The following is a 19508-nucleotide window of genomic DNA, read 5'->3' on the forward strand; positions in this document are numbered from 1 at the left end:
CCCGGTGGGCTCAGGAGTGCTGCACCCGGCGGCCGAGCGGGAAGAGCCGGCGCCCGCTGACCAACTCCGGTACCAGGGCGACGAACATCGGGTCCGGATCGCCGACCCAGGGCCGCAGCCCGGAGCGCAGCGCCCGCCGGTACTGCTCCGCGTCGCGCACCACGTCCGCCCGGCCGTGCACCAGCACGCTCCACCCCGTCCGGGTGGCCGGGTCCAGCAGGTCGGCCTGGAAGGCGACGACCGTGCCGTCCAGGCAGCGGGCGGTGGTGCTGAGCCGGCGCACCGCGAGCAGCAGCCGCCCGTCCGCCGCGACCTGGAAGGAGACCGGCAGCACGGCGGGCAGCGCGTGTTCGGTGTACACCACGCGCCCGACGGGCACGGTGCTGAGCAGCCGCAGGCACTCGGCCTCGCCCAGGGTCTCCACGTGCTCTTCACGGTCCATGGGTCCGATCGTCCTCCCGCACGGGTGCGGGCCGATAGGGCCCATGGTCCCTGAGCGACGGGGCCGAGGGCCGCTGGACGGGCGGCGCCGCGGCCGGTGCGGCAGACGGTGCGGCGGGCCGCCGAACGGGCCGCGCGGCGGGCGCGACCCGGCCCGGGGCCCGGTCCGTGACGGTCCGGGGCGGTAGCTTGTCCGGCGGGTACCGGGCGTCCGGTGCGGGCGCCCGGAGCGGGCCCGCTCCGGCGGCGTGCGGTGTGGGTGGCAGGCGGTTCCGGTGCGCCGGGCCGGTAGGAAGGGGGCGTACGGATGATCAGCGGGGTCGATCTGGTGGTGATCGGGGCGGACGGCGGGCCCGACCGCGGCTTCGGCGGCTCGGCGCTGGCGGCGGACGGCGCCCGGCTGCTCGCCGACGTGCTGCCCGGGATGTGCTTCGACGCGGGCTCGGCCGGCTGCCGGGTCGCGGTCGTGGATCCGGCCGCCGACGCCAACACCATGCTCACCGAGGTGCGCGAGGCGGCCCGCCGGCCCGGCCGCTGGCTGGTGGTCTGCCTGCTCGGCCAGCTGGTCGCCGACCCGCGCGGGCGGCGACTGGCCCTGGTCACCGGCGGCAGCACGGCCGACAACGCCTACCGGCGCGGGCTCGCCTGGGACTGGGTGGTCAGCGCGATGGTCCACGGCGACCAGGAGGAGGCCCTGTTGCTGGTCGACGCCGTCGCCGACCGGGACACCTGGGCGGCGCTCGAACGCGGGGGTGGCGAGGACGGTGCGGGCGAGCTGCTCAGCTACTCGCGGGTCCCGCTCTGGGGCAGAGTCGGCCGCTACACCCCCGGCAGACGCGGCCGGGACGACGTCCTGCCCGGCGGGGACGGGTCGTTCAGCCGGTCCCTCACCGCCGTTCTGGAGCAGGGCATCCCGGGCGCCCCGGCCGCCGTGGCGCCGCTCGACCTGCAGCCGGCGGTGGCCGCCCGGCTGGGCGGCGGCGACCCGGCGGCCGCCGCCCAGCCGGGCACGACCGGCGCGCGCCTGCTCGTTCCGCCGCACGGCGGGCGCCTGTTGATGCGCAATCGGGCCGCCGTGCGGGGCGCATTGGCCGGATTGTCGCTTTCCGAAGAACTGTTGGCCGTTCTGTGGCGGGAAAGTGCCCCGACGGATCCGCCTTCCGCGTAAGGTCAGGGGGCCCGAGGTGTTGCCGTGAAGGGGTGGGTTGGCGAAGAATCGATGCCCTCGCAACAACACCAGCGGGACGGCGGAATTCTTCTGGCGACCACGGACCACGGACGGGGTCGGTCGCGACGAGGTGGGGCGATGCGGCAGCGCGGAAATGTGTTGCGCCCTGGGGCGGTTGGGGTCGGTGGGCTGGTTTTGGCGATGCTGCTGAGCGCTTGCGCGAGCAGTGGTGGCGCCGGTTCCGTCGATCGTCTGGGGACGGCTGCGCCCAGTGTTGCGGTGATGACTCCGGTAACACCTTCGGGTGGTTCCTCAAACGTCGGGATCGCGCCGAGCGACGGCCCCGAGGGAGCCGCCGCCAGATCGGCGCTGAGGACGTATCAGGACTGGTGGCAGGCCCAGGTCGAGGCCTTCGGCCGCGTCGACTCGGACGGGTCCGCCCTGGAGGCCTACTCCTCGGGGCAGGCGCTCAGCGGAGTCCTCGTCGATCTCCAGGGGCTGCGCGCCGCCAAACTGGTGATGATCGGCGGCCCGCGGAATTCCCCCGTGGTGAAGACCCTTGATCTGAAGGCGAACCCGCAGACCGCCGTGGTCGAGGACTGCCTCGATGTGACGGGCTGGCACCAGGCGGATGCCGGCACGCATGCGACAAAGGATCCCGTGCAACGGCTGTCGCGCTACATCGCGACCGCGTCCCTGCGAAAGTCCGAAGCCAGGTGGCTGATCTACGACTTCAAGCGCGAGGTGGGCCGGACATGCTGAGAATCCAGTCTCGAATCCCGATCCGTGCACTGTTCGTCGCCGGACTGCTGTTATCCGCGGCGGTGCCGGCGATGGCGGACGAACCGACGCCCGGCGGCGGGACGGTCAACCACTGCGAGGTGAAGTCGATCTGCGACAAGGTCAAGGATCCGGCGACCGCGCCGCCTCCGGGCGGGGGCGGCAGCACCGGCGGTACCGGGGGCGGCGGCCCGCAGGTCTGCAGCTGGAACGGGAAGGACTGGCCCTGCCACGACCCGGAGGCGGGCTGGTTCAGCAACTCGACCGGCTGCTACTACCGGTACGTCAGCCCGCAGCCGGCCGAGGGGGATCCGGCGTGGGAGGGGCACAAGCCGTCCGACGGCGCGGTCTACAACGTGAGCTGCAAGTTCACCGAGGACGGGGTGGGCACCACCGAACCGAGGTTCTTCGCCCAGGCTCCCGCCGGGCCGCCGCCGGACAACCCGGTGGCGCTCGCCAGGGAGGCCAAGGACAAGATCGACTTCTCCGACCCCGTCCCCGGCATCGCGCCGAAGGACGCGGCGGTGGTGGGCGTACCGGTCTGGCTCTGGCTGGACCAGTCGAAGGGCCCGGCGGTGCCCGCCCCGGTCACGGTGCGCGGCAACACCCTCGCGGTGACGGTCACCCCCCGGCTGCTCAAGGTGGTCTGGGACCTCGGTGACGGGCACGAGGAGACCTGCACGACCGCCGGGACCCCGTACGACCCCTCGTACGGCGCGCGCAGGTCACCGGACTGCTCGCACACGTTCGCCGCCGGCTCGGGCACCGTGCCGGGCGGCACCTTCGCCGGGAGCGTCACCGTGTACTGGCAGGCCGATGTCACCGTGACCGGCGGCACCCAGCGGATCGACCCGCTGCCGATGACCCTGTCGACCCCGCTGGCGGTCAGAGTGGCCGAGGTGCAGGTCCTCAACTGACCGACGGGCGGGCGCAGTCGTCCGCCGTACGCAGGCCGGCCGCAGCGCGGCCCGCACCCAACCGATCGACGTGGAAAGGCCGGAGCCCGGTGGAGAACCGTACGTTTGCGACGCCGGGGTCCGGCACGACCGGAACCGCGGCGGCGTCCGCACCGGTGCCCGAGCAGAAACCGGGGCGCGGGGCGCCGCACGCGCCCGGCCGGACGCTGCGGGCACGGCGGCGCCGGCCCGCGGTGCTGGCGATGGCCGTGGCCCTGATAGCCGCCGGCGGACTGGGCGGGGCGGTGCTCTACAACAGCACCGGGCAGCGGGTCGCGGTGCTGGCGATGGCCCGGGACGTGCCCTACGGACAGGTGCTGACCGACGCCGACCTGGTGGTGGCGCGGATCGCCGGCGACCCGGCGCTCAAGCCGCTGGGGGCCGAGGAGCGGACCCGCGCGGTCGGGATGCGGGCCACCACCGACCTCAAGCGCGGGGCGCTGGTGGTGTCGGCCGACCTGGCGCAGACCCTGACCGTGCAGCCGGGCCAGCTGGTGGTGGGCGTGTCCGCCAAGCGCACCCAGCTGCCGGCCACCAGGCTGCTGCCCGGGGTCCAGATCGTCGTGGTCTTCACGCCGGACACCGGGCGGCCCGAGTCGATGGGCGCGGTGGTCACCGCGGTCGGCCGGGTGGACACCGACGGCAGCCAGGTGGTGGACGTGGCGGTGCCCGCCGCGGACGCGGCCCGGCTGGCCGCCTGGGTGGCGAGCGGGCGGATCCAGGTGGTGCTGGCGCCGCGTGCGGCCGGCCTCGCCCCCTCGGGCGCCCCGTCGGGGGCGGCCCCCGGGACGGCCGCACCCTCGGCCGCGCCCTCCGGGGCGGCTCCGGCCGGGTCCGCAGCGCCGAGCGGGGTGGGTGGGGCCTGAGATGGCTGTCATCGCGGTGGTCGGAGGCCCGGGCGCACCGGGCGCGACCACGACGGCGCTGGCGCTGCTGCTGGCCTGGCCGCTGCAGCCCGGGCGCCGGATCCTGCTGGTGGAATGCGACCCGGACGGCGGCGCGGTGCTCGCCGGCGCGCTGGAGGGCCGGGTCGAGGCGGTCTACGGGCTGCGCAACCTCGCCATCGCCGACCGGCGCGGGCTGCTCGCCCAGGCGCTCTGGGAGCAGCTGATCGACCTGTCGCCCGAGGGGAACGCCGAGCGGCTGCTGCTGCCCGGGCTGACCGACCCCACCCAGGCCCCGGGGCTCGCCTACACCTGGGAGCCGCTGATGGAGGTGCTGCACGGGCTGGAGCAGCAGGGCTACGACGTGATCCTGGACCTCGGCCGCTCCGGCGCCACCGGGGTCAGCGCCGTCCTCGCCCGCCGGGCGGACGTGGTCGCGGTGACCGTGCGGACCACCCTGCGCGGGCTGAGCGCCGTCCGCCCCCGGCTGGCCGCGCTGACCGAGGACCTGGCGGCGGCGGGCACCGGCGCGGACGCGCTCGGGCTGCTGCTGATCGCCGAGGGGCCGTACTCGGCGGCCGAGGTGTCGCGCGAGTTCGCGCTCCCGGTGCTCGGGCTGCTGCCGCACGCGGCGCGGACCGCCCGGGTGCTGTCGGACGGCGGGGACAGCACCGACCGGCGGTTCATCCGCTCGGAGCTGATGCGCACCGCCCGGTCGGCGGCGGACGAGGTCCAGCTGCTGGTGCGCCGCCGCCGGCAGCGGCTGGCGCCCTCGGCCGCGCCCGCCCCGGCGCCGATCGCCCCGGCCCCAGCCCCTCCCGGTCCCGGCGTCCCCGGCCCGGGCGCCCCCGCGGCGGCCCCCGAGGGCCAGCCCTTCGCGTACGCGCCGCCGCAGCCGGTACCGCCGGTGATCACCACCGGGCCGGTGGCGCCGCTCGCCGGGCTGGCACCGCAGCCGGCCGCGCCCGCGCCCTTCCCCGCACACGTCCAGCCGCCGTCGCCGTTCCCGGCGCACGCGCAGCCGACCGCTCCCTCGCCGTTCCCCGCGCACGTCCAGCCGACCGGGCCCGTCCCCGGCCCGGTCCAGCCGGGCCCGCCGGCCGACCCCGACGGGGTACCGCAGTACGGCCATCCGCAGCAGTCGCACATCACCTACGGGGAGGTGCTCCGTGCGCGGTAGCCCCCTGCACCAGCACCCGGCGGCCGACCCGGCCGCGCTCCCGTGGACCGCGGCCCCGCCGCCGGCCCAACCGGTGGCCCCGTCGGCGGTCCAGCCGGGGCCGGTCACCCCGGGCCCGGTCGCGCCCGCCGCGCCGGCGTCCGCCTACCAGGGCGGCTCCGCGACCCCCACCGCCGTCCCCTCCCAGCTCCCCTCGCTCGACCGGCGCGGCGCCGGCACCCGGCCGGCCGTCGACCCGCAGGTGGCGCGCGAGCTCAAGCGCCAGGTCGCGGCCGAACTGCACCAGCAGATCACCCGGTTGACCGCCGCCTCCGGCGCCGAGCCGGACCGCGCCACCCGCCGCCAGCGCGGCCGGGCACTGATCGAGGAGGCGGTCGCCCGCTGGTCGGACGCCTACGCGCAGACCCACGGGATCCCGCCCACCCGTGACCAGGACCGCGCGCTCGCCGAGGCCGTCTTCGACCTGCTGTTCCGCGCCGGGCGGCTCCAGCCCTACCTGGACGACCCGGAGATCGAGAACATCCTGATCAACGGCTGCGACGACGTCTGGGTCTCCCGGGTGCACCAACCCCTGCGCCAGGTACCGCCGGTGGCCGACAGCGACGCCGAACTCGTCGAACTGCTCCAGGACCTGGCCCGCCAGCACGGCGGCGGCGAGCGCAGCCTCTCCACCGCCAGCCCCACGCTCGCCCTGCGCCTGGAGGGCGGCATGCGCCTGCAGGCGCTCACCGAGGTCACCCCGCGGCCCTACGTGGCGATCCGCCGCCACCGGGTGGCCTCGGCGACCCTCCCCGAAATGGTCCAACTCGGCACCCTGGACTCCACCCTGGCCGCCTTCCTGGCCGCGGCGATCCGGGCCAGGAAGAACGTGATGATCACCGGCACCCAGGGCGTCGGCAAGACCAGCCTGCTGCGCGCGATGGCCGCCGAGATCCCGCCGGACGAGCGGATCGGCACCCTGGAGTCGGAGTTCGAGCTCTGGCTGCACACCCTCGGCCACCTGCGCCAGGTCGTCCCGATGGAGGCCCGGGAGGGCAACGGCGAACGCGTCGACGGCCGGGTCGCGGGCGAGCTGACCATCGGCGACCTCATCCCCGCGGCGCTGCGGATGACCCTCTCCCGGATCATCGTCGGCGAGGTCCGCTCCGGCGAGGTCGTCCCGATGCTGCGGGTGATGACCAACGGCGAGGGCGGCTCGATGTGCACCCTGCACGCGCGCGGCCCGCACATGGTGGTCGACCGGATCGCCGAACTCTGCCTGGAGTACGGCTCGCACATGACCGACGCCCTCGCCTACCGGCTCACCGCCAACGCCGTCGACCTGATCGTCCATGTGGCGATGGTCGACGAGACCGCCGTCGGCGGCCGCCGGCACCGCTTCGTCTCGCACGTCCTGGAGGTGGCCGGCCTCGGCGAGAGCGGCCGGCCGGCGCTGAACACCGTCTTCGGCCCGCGCCCCGAACTCGGCGAGCCGCGCGCCGTCCCGCACACCCCGCCGAACTGCCTGGACGACCTGCGCCGGGCCGGCTTCGACGCCGCGCTGCTCGGCTCCCGGTACGGGAGCTGGACGGGCCCGCTCCAGCTGCGGATCGGCGGTGGCGCGCGGTGATGCTGCTCTTCGCCCTGTGCGGGCTGCTGGTCGCGATCGGCCTGGTCGCCCTGGTGGCCTGGGCCCGCGGCAGCGAGGACACCGGGGAGGACGAGGACCGGAGCGGCAGTCCGCTGACCGGCCGCGCCCACGTCCTCTGGTACGGCGCGCCCGGCACCGCCCCCGCCCGGGTGGTGCGGCTGCGCCGGGTCCAGCTCCCGCTGACCCTGGTCGGCGCGCCGCTGGGCTGGCTGTTCACCGGGATCCCGCTCACCGCGCTGCTGGTGCCGCTGGGCGTCTTCGGCCTGCCCTGGCTGTTCGACACCACCCGCCCGGACACCCACCGGATCGAGCGGCTGGAGGCACTCTCCGAGTGGACCCAGCGGATCGCGGACGTGCTGCTGCTCGGCGTCGGCCTCAACCAGGCCATCGTCACCAGCCGCCGCACCGCCCCCGCCGCGCTGGAGGACGAGATCGGCGAGCTGGCCGCCCGGCTGCAGGCCCGCTGGCGGCCTGAGGAGGCGCTGCGGGCCTTCGCCGACAGCCTCGCCGACGCCACCGCCGACAAGGTGCTCGCCGCGCTGCTGCTGCGCTCCGGGGACAGCGGGCCGGGCCTCGCCCGGGCCCTGTCCGACATGGCGGACTCGGTCCGCGAGGAGGTCCGCCAGCGCCGCATCATCGAGGCCGACCGGGCCAAGCACCGCACCACCATCCGCTGGCTGGTCGGCATCATCGTGCTGGTCGTGGTCGTCGGCTCCTTCAACACCGACTACACCCGGCCGTACAGCACGGTGCTCGGGCAGGTCGTGCTCGCCGTGGTCGCCGCGATGTTCGTCGCGGTGATCGCCTGGATGCGCGCGCTCGCCTCGCACCCGCCGGTCCCCCGGCTGCTGGAGGCCGACCGGCGCAGCCGCACCGGCCGCCGCTCCGACCCCGGGGAGGGCCAGGACGGCCCCGCCGAGGGCGAGCGCCTCCTCGGCCTCGGGGAGGTCCGGTGATCTCCCCCTGGTCCGTGCTGGCCGGCGCCCTCGCGGCCGGCGGCATCGCCCTGCTGATATCCGAACTCCGGCCCGCGCCACCGGACCTGGGCCAGGCCCTGGACCGGCTGCACCGCACGCCCGCCGATCGGGCGCCCGACCCGGACGAGCGGCCGCGCTGGTTCGACCGGATCGGCGAGCGCTCGCTGGCCCTGCGCGGGGTGCGCATCCCGCAGCGCGAGCTGTCGCTGATCGGCCGCACCCCGGCCCGCTTCATGGCGCACAAGATGCTGTTCGCCGTCATCGGCCTCGTCCTGCCGGCCTACCTGGCCGCGATGGCGCTGCTGCTCGACGTCGGCCTGCCGTTCGCGCTGCCGCTGGTGGTCGGACCGCTGCTGGCCGGGCTGCTCTGGTTCGTCCCGGACGCCATCGTGCGCGGCGAGGCCAAGGAGGCCCGGACCGAGTACCTGCACGGCATCGCCGCCTACCTGGAACTCGTCGCGCTGGAGCGGGCCGCCGACTGCGGGCCCGCCGAGGCGCTGCGCCGGGCCGCCTCGGTCGGGCGCGGCACGGTGTTCCGCCGGATCCGGGACGCCCTGGACCGCGCCGCCACCGACCGGCTGCCGCCCTGGGCCGGCCTGGACGCGCTCGCCGCCGAGCTCGGCCTGACCCCGTTGCAGGACGTCGCCGACATCATGCGGCTCTCCGGCACCGACGGCGCGGCCGTGTACGACACCCTGCGGGCCCGCGCCAAGGGTCTGCGCGGCGAGCTGCTGGCCGAGGACCTGGCCCGGGCCAACGCCGACAGCGAGCGGATGGTCGCGCCGGGGGCCGCCCTGACCCTGCTGATGACCGCCCTGATCGTCTTCCCCGCGCTCCACCAGATGCTCAACGGCTAGTCCGGCAGCGGACGTTGCGAGCAGCTGTCACCACACCACCTCCCGGGAGTCCTGATGACCGTCCACCTGAAAGACCTGGCAGGCAGGTTCCTTCGACCTGTCCTGCTGCCCGTGCAGTTCGCGCTGCTGCTCTTCACCTTCCGGATGGGCCGCCTCCGGGCCGCCCGGGCCCGCGGCGACCGGGGCGCGATCAGCATCGAACTCGCCCTGGCCATCATCGCGTTGGTCTTCGTCGCCGGGGCCGTGGCGGTGGCGCTGTACACGCTGAAGGACAAGGTCGTGAAGAAGGTCGACCAGGATCCGAACCTGCCGGGTGCGGGCGCCGCGGGCGGTGCCGCCGCCGGTGGCGCGGCGGCGGGTGGTGCGAGCGGCTCGTGACGTACCGACCCCGTCGCCGTGGCGACCGAGGAGCGATGAGCCTGAGCCTGGCCATCGTCTTCCCGGTCGTGCTCCTGCTCGTGCTGCTCGTCGTCCAGAGCTCGATGTGGTGGTACGGCCGCCAACTCGCGCTCACCGCCGCCCGCGAGGGCGTGGACGCCGGCCGGATGCAGGGGAACACCGGTGACGCGGTCAAGAACGCCGCGGCGGTCGAGCAGGCCGGGGACTTCCTCCGGCGGCAGGGCGGGCGCGACTTCGAGGTCAGCACGGCCGGCAGCACGCCGGAGCTGATCCGGGTCACGGTGAGCGTGCGGTCGGCGGTGCTGGTCCCCGGCCTGTCCGGGATCACCATCACACAGTCCGCGCAGGCGCCGCGTGAGCGGTTCGTCCCGCCGGTCGTGTCGACTCCGAAGCCCGGTACGCCCAAGCCGGGCGGATCGAAGCCGGCTGCGTCGGCGGGTGCGCTGCCGTCGGTGGCTCCGGCCTCGGCGGGTTCGTCCTCGGGCGTGCCGTCGAAGCAGGCGCCGTGAAGGGGCCGGGGCCGCGTCGGCGGGGCGTCCGGCCGCCGGGCGCGGTGCGGTCCGTGTGGTCGGTCCGGTCGGTGCGGTCGGTGCGGTCCGGCCGGGGGCGGGACGGCGGCGGGGTGGCGATCGAGGCGGCGATCGTGGCTCCGGCCGTCGTCACGCTGATCCTGCTCGCCATCGCGGCCGGCCGGGTGCAGACCACGGCCTCCGGGGTGGAGGCGGCCGCCCGCTCCGCCGCCCGGACGGTCTCGCTGGCCCGCACGGTGGACGCGACGGCCGCGGACCGGGTGGCGGAGCAGGCCGCCCGGGAGGTCCTCGCCCAACAGGGCATCGACTGCGGCAAGCTGGACGTCGCGGCCGAGGACGGCATACTGCACACCGAGAGCGGCGACCTCACCACCGTCACCGTGCGGGTGAGCTGCACGGTCGGTCTGTCGGACCTGGTGGCCGGGCCGAACCTGCCGGTGACGAAGACCCTCATCGGGCGCTTCGTCTCGGTGGTCGACCGCTACCGGGGGCGGTGACGGCGGGGTGGCGCGGCCGGCGGTGACGAGGTGCCCGGGGCGGGGGTTGGGGGCGGCCCGGGCGGGGGAGACGCAAGCGGAGGGCGTCGGGGGACGCCGGACGGACGACGGGACGGCCCCGGGCGGGGCCGCCGGGGGAGACGACGGCAGGGGAGGGGGCGCGATGGGGCGCGCACGGCTCACGGGGCTCGGCGGCGGCGCCCGGCGTGCCCGCGGCCGGCGCGGCCGGTCGGACCGGGGATCGATCGCGATCTTCGTCGCGATCTGTGCCGCCTTCCTGGTCCTCGTCATCGCCCTGGTGGTGGACGCCGGCGGCCGGCTGCGGGTGGCCGAACGGACCGACGGCGTCGCGCTGGAGGCCGCCCGGGTGGTCGGCCAGCAGCTCGACGAGGCGGCCGTGCTCCAGGGCGAGGGGTACAAGGTCAAGGAGCAGTACGCCAAGGACGCCGTCAACAGCTACCTGGGCCTGTACGACCGGGGCTACGGCCTGGCGGTCGACGACGTCCGGTTCTCCCCGGACGGCTCGGTCGTCACCGTCACGGTGACGGCCGACTACAAGCCGGTCCTGCTGGGCGAGCTCGGCAAGCGGAAGGTGAAGGGCAAGGGCAGCGCCACCCTCGTCCACGGAGTCGAGAAACCGGAGACCGACTGATGGCCGCGCCACGCGCCAAGGACCAAGCCCGTGCCCGACGTTCGGCGCACGGCACGCCCGCCTCCCCGGGGGCCGGCCGTCGGCCGGCACCGCTGCCGCCGCGCCGGGGCCGCCGGGGCGGCTCGGTGATCACCGCGCTCGCGGCGCTGGTCACCCTGATCGGCCTGCTGGCCGGCGTCCCCGCACTGCTGCTGTACGGCACCCGGGCGGTGGCCGCGATGGGCGAGGTCGCGCCCGACGGCCTCGGGCAGCTGCTGACCAGTCCGGACGACGGGCGGCTGTTCCTCTGGCTGCTGGTGGTGGTCGGCTGGCTCGGCTGGCTGTGCTTCGCGGCCTCCGTGCTGCTGGAGATCCCGGCGCAGCTGCGCGGGCGGATCGCCCGCCGGATCCCGGCGTTCGGCTGGAGCCAGCGGGTCGCGGCGGGCCTGGTCGGCTCGGTGATCGCGCTCCTGCCGGTGGCCGGTTCGGCCTTCGCGGCCGCCCCGGACCGGGCCCAGTCCGCCTCCGCCCCGGCCCAGTTGACGATCGGAGCGCAGCGGGCAGCGCTGCCCGCCGCACAGGCCGCGCCCGCGTTGACGCCCGCCGCCGACCAGCAACCCGCGTACACCGTGCGGGACAGCCGGCCGGCCGACAGTCTCTGGTCCATCGCCGAGCGCCAACTCGGCTCGGGTGAGCGATGGGTGGAGATCGCCAAGCTCAACGACGGCCGGGTGATGGACGGTTCGGGTATTCGCTTCGACGCGGACCGGCCGATCCAGCCCGGTTGGGAGCTGTTGATGCCGGGCGACGCGAAGGCGGACCCGGCCCCGGCGCCCGCTCCCGCCCCGGCGCCCGCGCCGGTTCCGCAGCCGGGGACCTCCGGTACCGGGCACACGACCGTGACGGTCGGCGCCGGTGACAGCCTGTCGGCCATCGCCCAGCGGGAGTTGGGGGACGCCGAGGCGTGGCCGCAGCTCTTCGAGGCGAACCGGGGCGCCGCGGCGCCGGACGGGGAGACGCTCACCGATCCGGACGTGGTGGTACCGGGGATGGTGCTGACGCTGCCGGGAGCGGCTGCCCCTGCCCCGGCCCCTGCCCCGGCCCCTGCCCCTGCCCCTGCGCCGGCTCCCGCTCCCGCGCCGCCGGCCACCCAGGCACCCGCACCGCCCGCGACCCAGGCCCCGGCCCCGCCGGCCACCCCGGCACCGGCCACCCCGGCCCCCGCGACGCAGGCCCCCGCGCCGGCCACGCCGACGCCCGCCCACGCCCCGGCCCCGGCCGCCCACGCGCAGGACGCCCCGAGCGACGACTACTCCGTCGCCCTCGCCGCCTCCACGGTCGGAGTGCTGCTCGCCGCCATGATGGTCGGCACCGTCGCCCACAAGCGCGGCACCCAGCTGCGCGCCCGCCGCCCGCGCCACCGGATCGCCCTGCCCGCCACCCCGGCCGCCGCCTTCGAGGCCGAGCTCAAGGCCCGCCAGGACGACAGCGGCCTCGACCTGCTCGACCGCGCCCTGCGCACCATGGCCCGCAACACCGTCCGGGGCGGCAAGCGGCTGCCCGCCATCGTCGCCGCCCGGCTGACCCCCGGCCGCACGATCGAGCTCCACCTCTCCGGACCGGCCGCGCCGATCGCGCCGTTCCGCGCCGCCCACGCCCCCAACGTCTGGTGGTGCGCCGCCGACTCCGGCGAGCTGCTCTCGCCCGCCCAGGCCCGGAAGACCGCCGCGCCCTACCCGGCGCTGGTCACCCTCGGCTCGGCGCCCGACGGCTCGGTGGTCCTGGCGGACCTGGAGACCGTGCGGCTGCTCCACCTCTCCGGGCACCCCGACGACGCCCGGGACGTGATGCGCACCCTGGCCATAGAGCTGGCCCACAGCCCGCTCGCCGACCGCATCCACCTGCACCTGGTCGACCTCGCCGAGGAGCTGCCGATCAGCGGTCCCGCCGCTGAGCGGGTCCACCGCCACACCACCCTGGAGGCCGCCCTCACCGCCCTCGGCCCGCGCACCGCCAAGGCCCGCGCCACGCTGGTCGCGGCCGACGCCCTCAGCCCCCGGGACGCCCGCAGCCGGGGCGAGGCCGACGAGTCCTGGGTCCCGGAGATCGTGCTCTGCGCCCACCAGCCGGGCGGCGACATCCCCGCCGAGCTCGGCCGGCTGCTCGACGCCCGCCCCCGGACCTGCGTCGCCGTGATCACCCGCGCGCCCGAGCGCGGCACCGGCCCGGTCGCCCGCTGGACCCTGCCGAGCACCGGCCCGGCCACCATCCCCGGCCTGCACCTCACCCTGGAGCTGCAGCGCCTGACCGGCACGCAGTACGAGCAGGTCACCGAGCTGCTCCGGGCCGCCGACGACACCACCCAGCACCCGGCCCCCGCCTGGACCCTGGACGGCCCCGGCGTCGACCTCGAACCGGCCGAACTCCCCGCCCCCGTCCCGGTGCTGGCCGCCGTCGGCGCCCCGGCGGAGCGCCCCGGCGGCGCGGCGGACGGCGCGGAGGCGGCCGGTCCGCGGCTGCTGGCCCGCGTGATCGGCACCGGGGTCAGCCCGTTCGCGGGCACCGACCCGGCCGCACCGGCCATGCCGGGGCCCGGCCGGTACCTGGTCAACGGCCTGGGCCGGCAGGCGAGCCACCCGCTGGTGCAGCCGGATCCGCAGCCGGAGGCGGACCTGGACGAGACCACCCAGAACCTGCGGCTGCCCACTGGCGCCGAGGTGGTCGTCCCGGTCCAGCCCCTTCCGCCGGTGGCCCAGGCCGTGCCGGTGCCCGTGGCCGAGCCGGTGGCCCCGATCGCGCCGGTGCCCCCGGCCGTACCGGAGCCCGTGCCGGTGCACGACGCGGCCCCCGCGCCGACCGGTGTCGACCCGCGGATCCCGGCCCGCCCGGAGCCGGAACCGGAACCGGAGCCGGCCGCCGAGGCCGAGCCGGAGCCCGAGCCGGAGCCCGGGCCGGGGGCCGCCGCCCCGGTGGCCCGCACCAGCTCCGGCCGCACCGACTGCGACGACCTGCTCGCGATCCTCCGCTCCCCGGAGGCGCACGCCGTCCGCACCGCCCCCCGCATCCGGCTGCTCGGCCCGGTCGACGTGGTCGGCGCCGGCGGCACCGCCGAACCCTCCGCACTGCCCCGGCTCACCGAGCTCGCCGCCTACCTGGCGCTGCGCCCGGGCGCCGACCACACCGCGCTGGACCACGACCTGCACCCCGGCGCGGCCCACCTCGACCCGCACCCCACCGCCGCCGACGCCACCAGCCCGCTGCCCGGCAAACTCGGCGACCTGGCCGCCTGGTTCGGCGCCTCACCCGAGGGTCGCGCCTTCCTGCCCACCGACACCGCCGAGGGCTACTCCTTCGCCCCGACCGTGACCTGCGACTGGGACGAGTTCCGCGGCCTCTACCGCCGCGGCATGCGCAGCACCAGCGCCACCGCCGACGCGGCCCTCGCCCACGCCCTCGCCCTGGTCCGGGGCGCACCGTTCGCGGAGGCGCCGCCCGCCGCGTACGGCTGGGCCGAGGCCGAGCGGCAGGACATGATCGCCGCGATCGTCGACACCGCCCACGAACTCGCCGCCCGCCGCCTCCAGTACGGCGACCACCGCAGCGCCGAGGCCGCCGTCTTCCGCGGCCTCGCCGTCGCCCCGGACGTCGAACTCCTGCACCGCGACCTCTTCTACGCCTACGCCTCGGCCGGCGCCCGCGACCAGCTGCTGCGGGCCGTCAACCGCCTCGACGCGCTCAGCCGCCGCACCGGTCGCGAGCTCGACGCGGACACCGTGGCCCTGCTCCGCGACCTCCTGTCGGGCGCGTGACCGGGGGAGGCGGCCCGGGCGGCCCGGGAGGAGGGTCAGGGGGAGCCCGGGTAGCCGTCGAGTCCTGACTGCAGCAGGTCGAACGCCTGCCGGGTGGCGAGGAGGACGGAGCGCCTGATCTCCTCCGCCGGCTCGCCCGCGACCACCCGGCGGTGGATCTCGTGGGTGGTCGCCCGGTAGGCCCCGGCGATGGCCCCGGCGAGCAGCCGGGGCAGCGGGTCCTCCGGGTCGGCCCCCGTCTCCTCGGCGAGGGCCGCCGCGAGCGCGGCCTCGGAGCGTTCGGCGATCTCGCGGCCGCGGGCCTGGAGGGCGGGGCTGTCGGCGATCACCTGCCAGAACGGCCTCGCCTCGTCGTTCAGCCCGAGGGTCGGCTCGTCGCGTTCGAGCGCCGCCAGCAGCCCGTCGCGGACGGCGCCGGCCGCGGAGCGGCCCGTCGGCCGGGTGCGGACGAGCTCGGCGAGCCGCGCCTCCACCTCGCTCTGCCGGTCGAAGAACAGGTCCTCCTTGGTGGGGAAGTAGTTGAAGACCGTGTTCACGGACACCCCCGCGGCCCGGGCCACCTCGGCCACGGTGACCTGGTCGAAGCCGTGCCGGAGGAAGAGCGCGGTCGCCGTGTCGGCGAGGGTGGCCCGGGTCTGCTGCTTCTTGAGCTCACGGAGTCCCATGGCCTGAATCATAGGGTCGCAGCAAAATTGGTGTGACACCAAAAATTTCGTCTAGGGTGGGATCCATGACCTTCACCTTCGGGATCTACCCGGGCGCCGCCCTGGGCAGTGACACCGGCATCGTGCACCCCGTCAGCCCCGACCGGCCGGAGCGGATCACCGCCGCGCTGCGCCGGCTCCAGGGTGGTGCCCCGACCCTGCTGGTCCGCGCCTACCGCCCGTACCCGGCGGGCGCCGGCCCGGACACCCGGGCCACCCCGGCCGACCCCGTGCGCCACCTCGGCGAAGGCCGCAGGCTCGACCTGGTGCTCACGTTCCGCGAGCCGGGCGACGCACTCGACGGCTGGCTGGACTTCGTCCGGGCCACCGTGCGGACCGACGGCCCGCACCTGGCGACGCTCCAACTCTGCGAGGAGCCCAACGTGGACCTCCCGGTCCTCGACGGCAGCATGCCGAACGTGCGTCAGGCCCTGGTCCAGGGCGTCATCGCGGCCAAGGAGGAGGCCCGGGCCCGCGGCCACGACATCGCCGTCGGCTTCAACGCGGTGCCGGTCTTCGACCCTGCCGACACCTTCTGGCCGGACCTCGGCGCGCTGGCCGACGACCGCTTCCACCGCTCCCTGGACTACGTCGGCCTGGACTTCTTCCCCGACGTCTTCCACCGCCAGCCGGCGGACCTGCTGCCCGGCGCGGTGGCCGCGGTGGTCACCGACTTCCGCGACACCAGCCTCCCGAAGGCCGGCATCGGCCGCGAAGTACCCATCCGGATCTGCGAGAACGGCTGGCCCACCGGACCGGACCGCACCGAGCAGCGCCAGGCCGAGGTCGTCGAGACCGTGATCCGCACGGTGGCCGGACTCCGCGAGGAGCTCAACATCACCGGGTACTCCTTCTTCGACCTGCGCGACGCCGACAGCGCGGGCACCGGCCTGTTCGACCGCTTCGGCCTCCTGCGGGACGACTACACCCCCAAGCCCGCCTTCGACACCTACCGCCGACTGATCCGGGAACTGACGGTCTGACCAGGGGCCGGGCCCACGCCTTGGGAGGGTTGCTTCCAGGGGCCCCGCCGGGGCGGGCCCGGGCCCGCGCAGCCGGTGGCCGACTACGCCCGACCGTCCGACCCCGCGGAGGGACCGTGGTCCGGCAGGCCGGTGCGCCAGGTGTGCAGGGCGGTGAAGTCCGCGTCGGTGAGGCCGGTTCGGGGGTCGACGCGGTGCAGCAGGGCCGGTCCCGGATGGTGCGCCGCCACCCACGACCGGTCGGCGGCGCCGATCTCGTCGTCGACCCAGGCGAACGGCCGCCCGGCCGCCCAGGCGAGCAGGGCGCGGGTCTTCGGGTGGAGACCGGCCCAGGCGTCCGCGGCCTCCTGGTCCGCCGTCCGGTCCGGGAGGTCCACCACGGGCAGCGCCGGCAGGCCGAGCCGCGGTGCGACCACCTCGTTCGCCTCGGAGAGCCAGGTGGTGGCCCACACCAGCTCGCACCGCAGCGCCCGCAACCGGGGCCCGTGGGCCGGATCGATCCGGTCCAGCAGCGGATTCCGGTCGGCTCCCGGCGGCCCGCCGACCGCCGGATACGTCGGGTACCCGTTCGGGAACTGACGGCGTGTCGCCCCGAACGGGATGAGCGGTCCGTCGACGTCGAGGAAGAGAAGGGGCGGCGCGGTATCCGTCATCGCTGTACGGTAACGGCCCTCGGGCCGACCCGGCCTGGATCGGGTGTGCCGGGATCTCGTAGGGTGGCGGAAACAGACGTGGTGGACGGCACCACGGGGCAAGGGCATCAGACGCCGTTCAGCGGCGGGGCGGGGCGGTGACCAGAGATGGCGGAGGCTACGGCGGTCCCCGGGAGTCCCGAACCGGTGGCGGATGCCGTGCCGCCACCGGGGCCGCCGAGCAACCCGTACGAGGAGCACACCCCCGGACCGGCCGCACTGTACGAGCCGCCGGCCGCGCCCGTGGCGCCGCCGACCGGATGGACCGTCACCGGGATCCCCCTGGTGGCCCCGCCGCCCGCGGCGACGCCGCCGCCGTTCACCGCGCCCGGCGCCACGCCCGCCCACGGGGTGAGCGGCCCGGGCGCCCCCGGCGGACTCGGGGCGGGCGGACCGCGCGGGCGGATCCTCGTCGTCGAGGGCGGCTACGGCAGCTCCGGCCGCCGCACCTGGGGCCGCGGGGGGCCCACCCAGGCGCCGGTGCTGTCCGCGATGCTCGCCGCCGTCTCGCCGCAGGTCCTGCTCGCGGCCGACGCCGTGGACGCCGTCCACCTGCCCGGCGCCAGCGACCCGCACACCGTCCTCGCCCACCTGCGCGCGGCCGCCCGTCACCCCGGACCACTGCTCGTCCACTTCGGCGGCCACCTGGTCGCGGACAAGCGCAGCGGCCAGCTCCACCTCACCCTGCGGGACTCCAAGCCCGGCAGCATCCGGCAGGACGGCCTGCCCTGGCAGTCCGTCGCCGCCGAGCTGCGGCACCGGCCCGCCGACTGGCCGACCCTGGTCATCGCCGACCTGAGCGCCGATCAGAACGCCTGGCCGTTCCTGCAGAGCCCCGTCTCCCCGCTCACCGACGGCCTGCCGCTCTGGGCGGTGGTCAGCCCGGACCCGGAGCAGATCGGCACCTTCACCCGCGCGCTGATCGAGGCCCTGCACGGCGGTCGGCCCGGCGTGGACGCCGTCCTGGCGCCGGAGCAGCTGCGCCAGCAGGTGTACTCGGTGCTCCGGCCCGACGTGGCCATCCTGGCCACCCACGCGCCGGACCTCCCGTTCTTCCGCAACACCGCCCGCCGCACCGACGGCCCGCTGCTGGACTCCGTCCCGTTCGAGGGCCGTCGCCCGCCCGCCGTGCTGCCCCGCCCGGCGGTGCCGTACCCCGCGCCGGGCCGCCCCGCCGTCACGCTGGACAAGCCGGCGGCCCCGGCCGGGATGCCGACGGGGGGCGCGGTGCCCGTGACGGCCCCGGCACCCGCGTCCGCGTTCGTGCCCGCGCCCGCCTCGGCGCCCGCTCCCGCGCCGGTGGCCCCCGCACCGGTGGCCCCGGCGCCGCTCGGCCCGCTCAGCCTGCTGAAGGCGGCCGTCCCGCCGACCCCGCCGCCCCCGGCCCGGCCGGTCAGCCTGCTGAAGGCTTACGCCTGGCGGGCGGAGGCCTCCGCCGGTGTCAGGCTGGCCAAGGGGAGTCCGGTGGACGCTGCGCCGTTCGACGCGGTGCCGGTGCCGGTGCCGGTGCCGGTGGACGCGGCGCCGACTGCTGCGCCCGCTGCGCCCGGGCCGTTCGACGCCGTGCCGACCCCGGCCGCCGCACCGCCCGTCCCCGAGCCGGCCGCCGCCGTGCCCGTGGACGTCGCGCCTGTGGACGCCGTGCCGGCCGCTGCCGAGCCCGCCGTCGAACTGTCCGACGCCACCGCCGAGCCTGAGCGTGAGTCCGAGCCCCAGCCCGCCCCCGAGCCTGACACCGATGCGGCCGCCGCCCCCGCCCCCGCCCCGGCCGACTCCGTGGCCGACGCCGCCGCCGACGAGCCCCCGGCCTCGCCGCCCCGGGCCGACTACCGCGAGGTGATCGGCCGGATCGTCCGCAGCGCCGACGCCGGGGACCACGCCGCCGCCACCGACCTCGCCTTCGCCCTCGAACTGGAGGCGATCGCCGAGCACGGCGCCTTCTCCGCCCCCGTCCTCCAGGTCAGGCAGGTGCGGGCGCACGTCTCCCGGCTCGCCGGCCGGGTGACCGAGGCGGCGGACATCTACCGCGAGGTGGCCCTCACCCTGCTGCGGGCGCAGGGCGCGGACCACCCGGAGACCCAGCAGGCCGCCACCAACGCGGAGGCGTGCTGGCGCGCGATCAAGGACCGCGCGGAGGCCATCCGGATCGCCCCGGAGATCATCGAGCTCCGCGCCTACCTCCCAGGCTCCGACGGCCGCAAGCTCCGCGCCGCCGAGCGCTACCTGGCCCAGCTCGCCGCGGCGGGCGCCGACCACGGCTGACCCGCCTGACGGACGGCGCGAAGACGTGAGGAGCGGGGAGTCGGGCCCGCCCCCATACCACACCCATGGTTGGGGCCCCGCAGGGCGGGCGGGGGCTTGAGGGCGGGGCGGGGCGTGCGGGTGAGAGC

18 protein-coding genes are annotated in these 19508 nt (G+C 76.5%); 15 read left to right on the forward strand and 3 right to left on the reverse strand.

What is annotated here, in order from left to right; all coding sequences use genetic code 11:
• Window positions 1-10: 10 nt before the first annotated feature.
• Window positions 11-442 (reverse strand): pyridoxamine 5'-phosphate oxidase family protein, encoded by a 432-nt coding sequence (locus tag ACFVVX_RS16615; protein ID WP_387945999.1) that lies wholly within the window; start codon window positions 440-442, stop codon window positions 11-13.
• 306 nt (window positions 443-748) lie between these two features.
• Here ACFVVX_RS16615 and ACFVVX_RS16620 point away from each other — a divergent pair, with 306 nt between their 5' ends.
• The 13 genes from ACFVVX_RS16620 to ACFVVX_RS16680 all read left to right on the forward strand — a co-directional run bounded on the left by ACFVVX_RS16620 (window position 749) and on the right by ACFVVX_RS16680 (window position 14739).
• Window positions 749-1609, forward strand: a complete 861-nt coding sequence (locus ACFVVX_RS16620) for a hypothetical protein (protein WP_387946001.1) — start codon at window positions 749-751, stop codon at window positions 1607-1609.
• A 195-nt stretch (window positions 1610-1804) separates the two neighbouring features.
• A complete protein-coding gene (locus tag ACFVVX_RS16625; protein WP_387946003.1) occupies window positions 1805-2371 on the forward strand; it encodes a hypothetical protein in 567 nt (188 codons plus the stop codon).
• A 71-nt stretch (window positions 2372-2442) separates the two neighbouring features.
• Window positions 2443-3306, forward strand: a complete 864-nt coding sequence (locus tag ACFVVX_RS16630; protein ID WP_387946005.1) for a hypothetical protein — start codon at window positions 2443-2445, stop codon at window positions 3304-3306.
• Between the two features lie 155 nt (window positions 3307-3461).
• Window positions 3462-4211, forward strand: a complete 750-nt coding sequence (locus ACFVVX_RS16635; RefSeq protein ID WP_387946007.1) for an SAF domain-containing protein — start codon at window positions 3462-3464, stop codon at window positions 4209-4211.
• Between the two features lies 1 nt (window position 4212).
• On the forward strand, window positions 4213-5409 hold the full coding sequence (locus ACFVVX_RS16640) for a hypothetical protein (RefSeq protein WP_387946009.1): 1197 nt from the start codon (window positions 4213-4215) through the stop codon (window positions 5407-5409).
• Window positions 5399-7018, forward strand: coding sequence for a CpaF family protein (locus ACFVVX_RS16645; protein ID WP_387946011.1), 1620 nt, complete (start codon window positions 5399-5401; stop codon window positions 7016-7018). The genes ACFVVX_RS16640 and ACFVVX_RS16645 overlap by 11 nt, the downstream gene beginning before the upstream one ends.
• Window positions 7018-7995: a type II secretion system F family protein gene (locus ACFVVX_RS16650; protein WP_387946013.1), complete on the forward strand. Its 978-nt coding sequence runs from the start codon at window positions 7018-7020 to the stop codon at window positions 7993-7995. Before ACFVVX_RS16645 ends, ACFVVX_RS16650 begins: the two co-directional genes overlap by 1 nt.
• Window positions 7992-8873 (forward strand): hypothetical protein, encoded by an 882-nt coding sequence (locus ACFVVX_RS16655; RefSeq protein WP_387946015.1) that lies wholly within the window; start codon window positions 7992-7994, stop codon window positions 8871-8873. Before ACFVVX_RS16650 ends, ACFVVX_RS16655 begins: the two co-directional genes overlap by 4 nt.
• A 54-nt stretch (window positions 8874-8927) precedes the next feature.
• Complete coding sequence (locus tag ACFVVX_RS16660) at window positions 8928-9251, forward strand: hypothetical protein (protein WP_387946017.1); 324 nt, start codon at window positions 8928-8930, stop codon at window positions 9249-9251.
• Between the two features lie 35 nt (window positions 9252-9286).
• Window positions 9287-9781, forward strand: coding sequence for a TadE/TadG family type IV pilus assembly protein (locus ACFVVX_RS16665; RefSeq protein ID WP_387946019.1), 495 nt, complete (start codon window positions 9287-9289; stop codon window positions 9779-9781).
• An 80-nt stretch (window positions 9782-9861) separates the two neighbouring features.
• A complete protein-coding gene (locus tag ACFVVX_RS16670) occupies window positions 9862-10299 on the forward strand; it encodes a TadE family protein (protein ID WP_387946021.1) in 438 nt (145 codons plus the stop codon).
• A gap of 163 nt (window positions 10300-10462) precedes the next feature.
• On the forward strand, window positions 10463-10951 hold the full coding sequence (locus ACFVVX_RS16675; RefSeq protein ID WP_387946023.1) for a hypothetical protein: 489 nt from the start codon (window positions 10463-10465) through the stop codon (window positions 10949-10951).
• On the forward strand, window positions 10951-14739 hold the full coding sequence (locus tag ACFVVX_RS16680) for a BTAD domain-containing putative transcriptional regulator (protein WP_387946025.1): 3789 nt from the start codon (window positions 10951-10953) through the stop codon (window positions 14737-14739). Before ACFVVX_RS16675 ends, ACFVVX_RS16680 begins: the two co-directional genes overlap by 1 nt.
• A gap of 35 nt (window positions 14740-14774) precedes the next feature.
• On the opposite strand, the gene ACFVVX_RS16685 is transcribed toward ACFVVX_RS16680, so the two are convergent.
• Entirely contained in the window at window positions 14775-15404 is a 630-nt protein-coding gene (locus ACFVVX_RS16685) for a TetR/AcrR family transcriptional regulator (protein WP_387946027.1), read from the reverse strand.
• 65 nt (window positions 15405-15469) lie between these two features.
• On the opposite strand from ACFVVX_RS16685, the gene ACFVVX_RS16690 reads away from it, so the two are divergent.
• Window positions 15470-16426 (forward strand): hypothetical protein, encoded by a 957-nt coding sequence (locus ACFVVX_RS16690; protein WP_387946029.1) that lies wholly within the window; start codon window positions 15470-15472, stop codon window positions 16424-16426.
• An 83-nt stretch (window positions 16427-16509) separates the two neighbouring features.
• On the opposite strand, the gene ACFVVX_RS16695 is transcribed toward ACFVVX_RS16690, so the two are convergent.
• The gene (locus ACFVVX_RS16695; RefSeq protein WP_387946031.1) at window positions 16510-17079 is read right to left on the reverse strand and encodes an HAD domain-containing protein; all 570 of its coding nucleotides are present in this window, start codon (window positions 17077-17079) and stop codon (window positions 16510-16512) included.
• Window positions 17080-17265: 186 nt separating this feature from the next.
• Here ACFVVX_RS16695 and ACFVVX_RS16700 point away from each other — a divergent pair, with 186 nt between their 5' ends.
• Complete coding sequence (locus ACFVVX_RS16700) at window positions 17266-19380, forward strand: hypothetical protein (protein WP_387946033.1); 2115 nt, start codon at window positions 17266-17268, stop codon at window positions 19378-19380.
• The last annotated feature ends 128 nt before the right edge of the window (window positions 19381-19508 follow it).

This window comes from Kitasatospora sp. NPDC058170 (genome assembly GCF_042883905.1).
Lineage (GTDB): Bacteria > Actinomycetota > Actinomycetes > Streptomycetales > Streptomycetaceae > Kitasatospora.

What these genes read in the sequence shown, in the direction of transcription:
- ACFVVX_RS16690 (WP_387946029.1), top strand. Translation starts at nt 15,470, where the DNA reads ATGACCTTCACCTTCGGGATCTACCCGGGCGCCGCCCTGGGCAGTGAC.
- ACFVVX_RS16650 (WP_387946013.1), top strand. Translation starts at nt 7,018, where the DNA reads ATGCTGCTCTTCGCCCTGTGCGGGCTGCTGGTCGCGATCGGCCTGGTC.
- ACFVVX_RS16620 (WP_387946001.1), top strand. Translation starts at nt 749, where the DNA reads ATGATCAGCGGGGTCGATCTGGTGGTGATCGGGGCGGACGGCGGGCCC.
- ACFVVX_RS16630 (WP_387946005.1), top strand. Translation starts at nt 2,443, where the DNA reads ATGGCGGACGAACCGACGCCCGGCGGCGGGACGGTCAACCACTGCGAG.
- ACFVVX_RS16660 (WP_387946017.1), top strand. Translation starts at nt 8,928, where the DNA reads ATGACCGTCCACCTGAAAGACCTGGCAGGCAGGTTCCTTCGACCTGTC.
- ACFVVX_RS16675 (WP_387946023.1), top strand. Translation starts at nt 10,463, where the DNA reads ATGGGGCGCGCACGGCTCACGGGGCTCGGCGGCGGCGCCCGGCGTGCC.
- ACFVVX_RS16685 (WP_387946027.1), bottom strand. Translation starts at nt 15,404, where the DNA reads ATGGGACTCCGTGAGCTCAAGAAGCAGCAGACCCGGGCCACCCTCGCC.
- ACFVVX_RS16615 (WP_387945999.1), bottom strand. Translation starts at nt 442, where the DNA reads ATGGACCGTGAAGAGCACGTGGAGACCCTGGGCGAGGCCGAGTGCCTG.
- ACFVVX_RS16640 (WP_387946009.1), top strand. Translation starts at nt 4,213, where the DNA reads ATGGCTGTCATCGCGGTGGTCGGAGGCCCGGGCGCACCGGGCGCGACC.
- ACFVVX_RS16680 (WP_387946025.1), top strand. Translation starts at nt 10,951, where the DNA reads ATGGCCGCGCCACGCGCCAAGGACCAAGCCCGTGCCCGACGTTCGGCG.
- ACFVVX_RS16665 (WP_387946019.1), top strand. Translation starts at nt 9,287, where the DNA reads ATGAGCCTGAGCCTGGCCATCGTCTTCCCGGTCGTGCTCCTGCTCGTG.
- ACFVVX_RS16695 (WP_387946031.1), bottom strand. Translation starts at nt 17,079, where the DNA reads ATGACGGATACCGCGCCGCCCCTTCTCTTCCTCGACGTCGACGGACCG.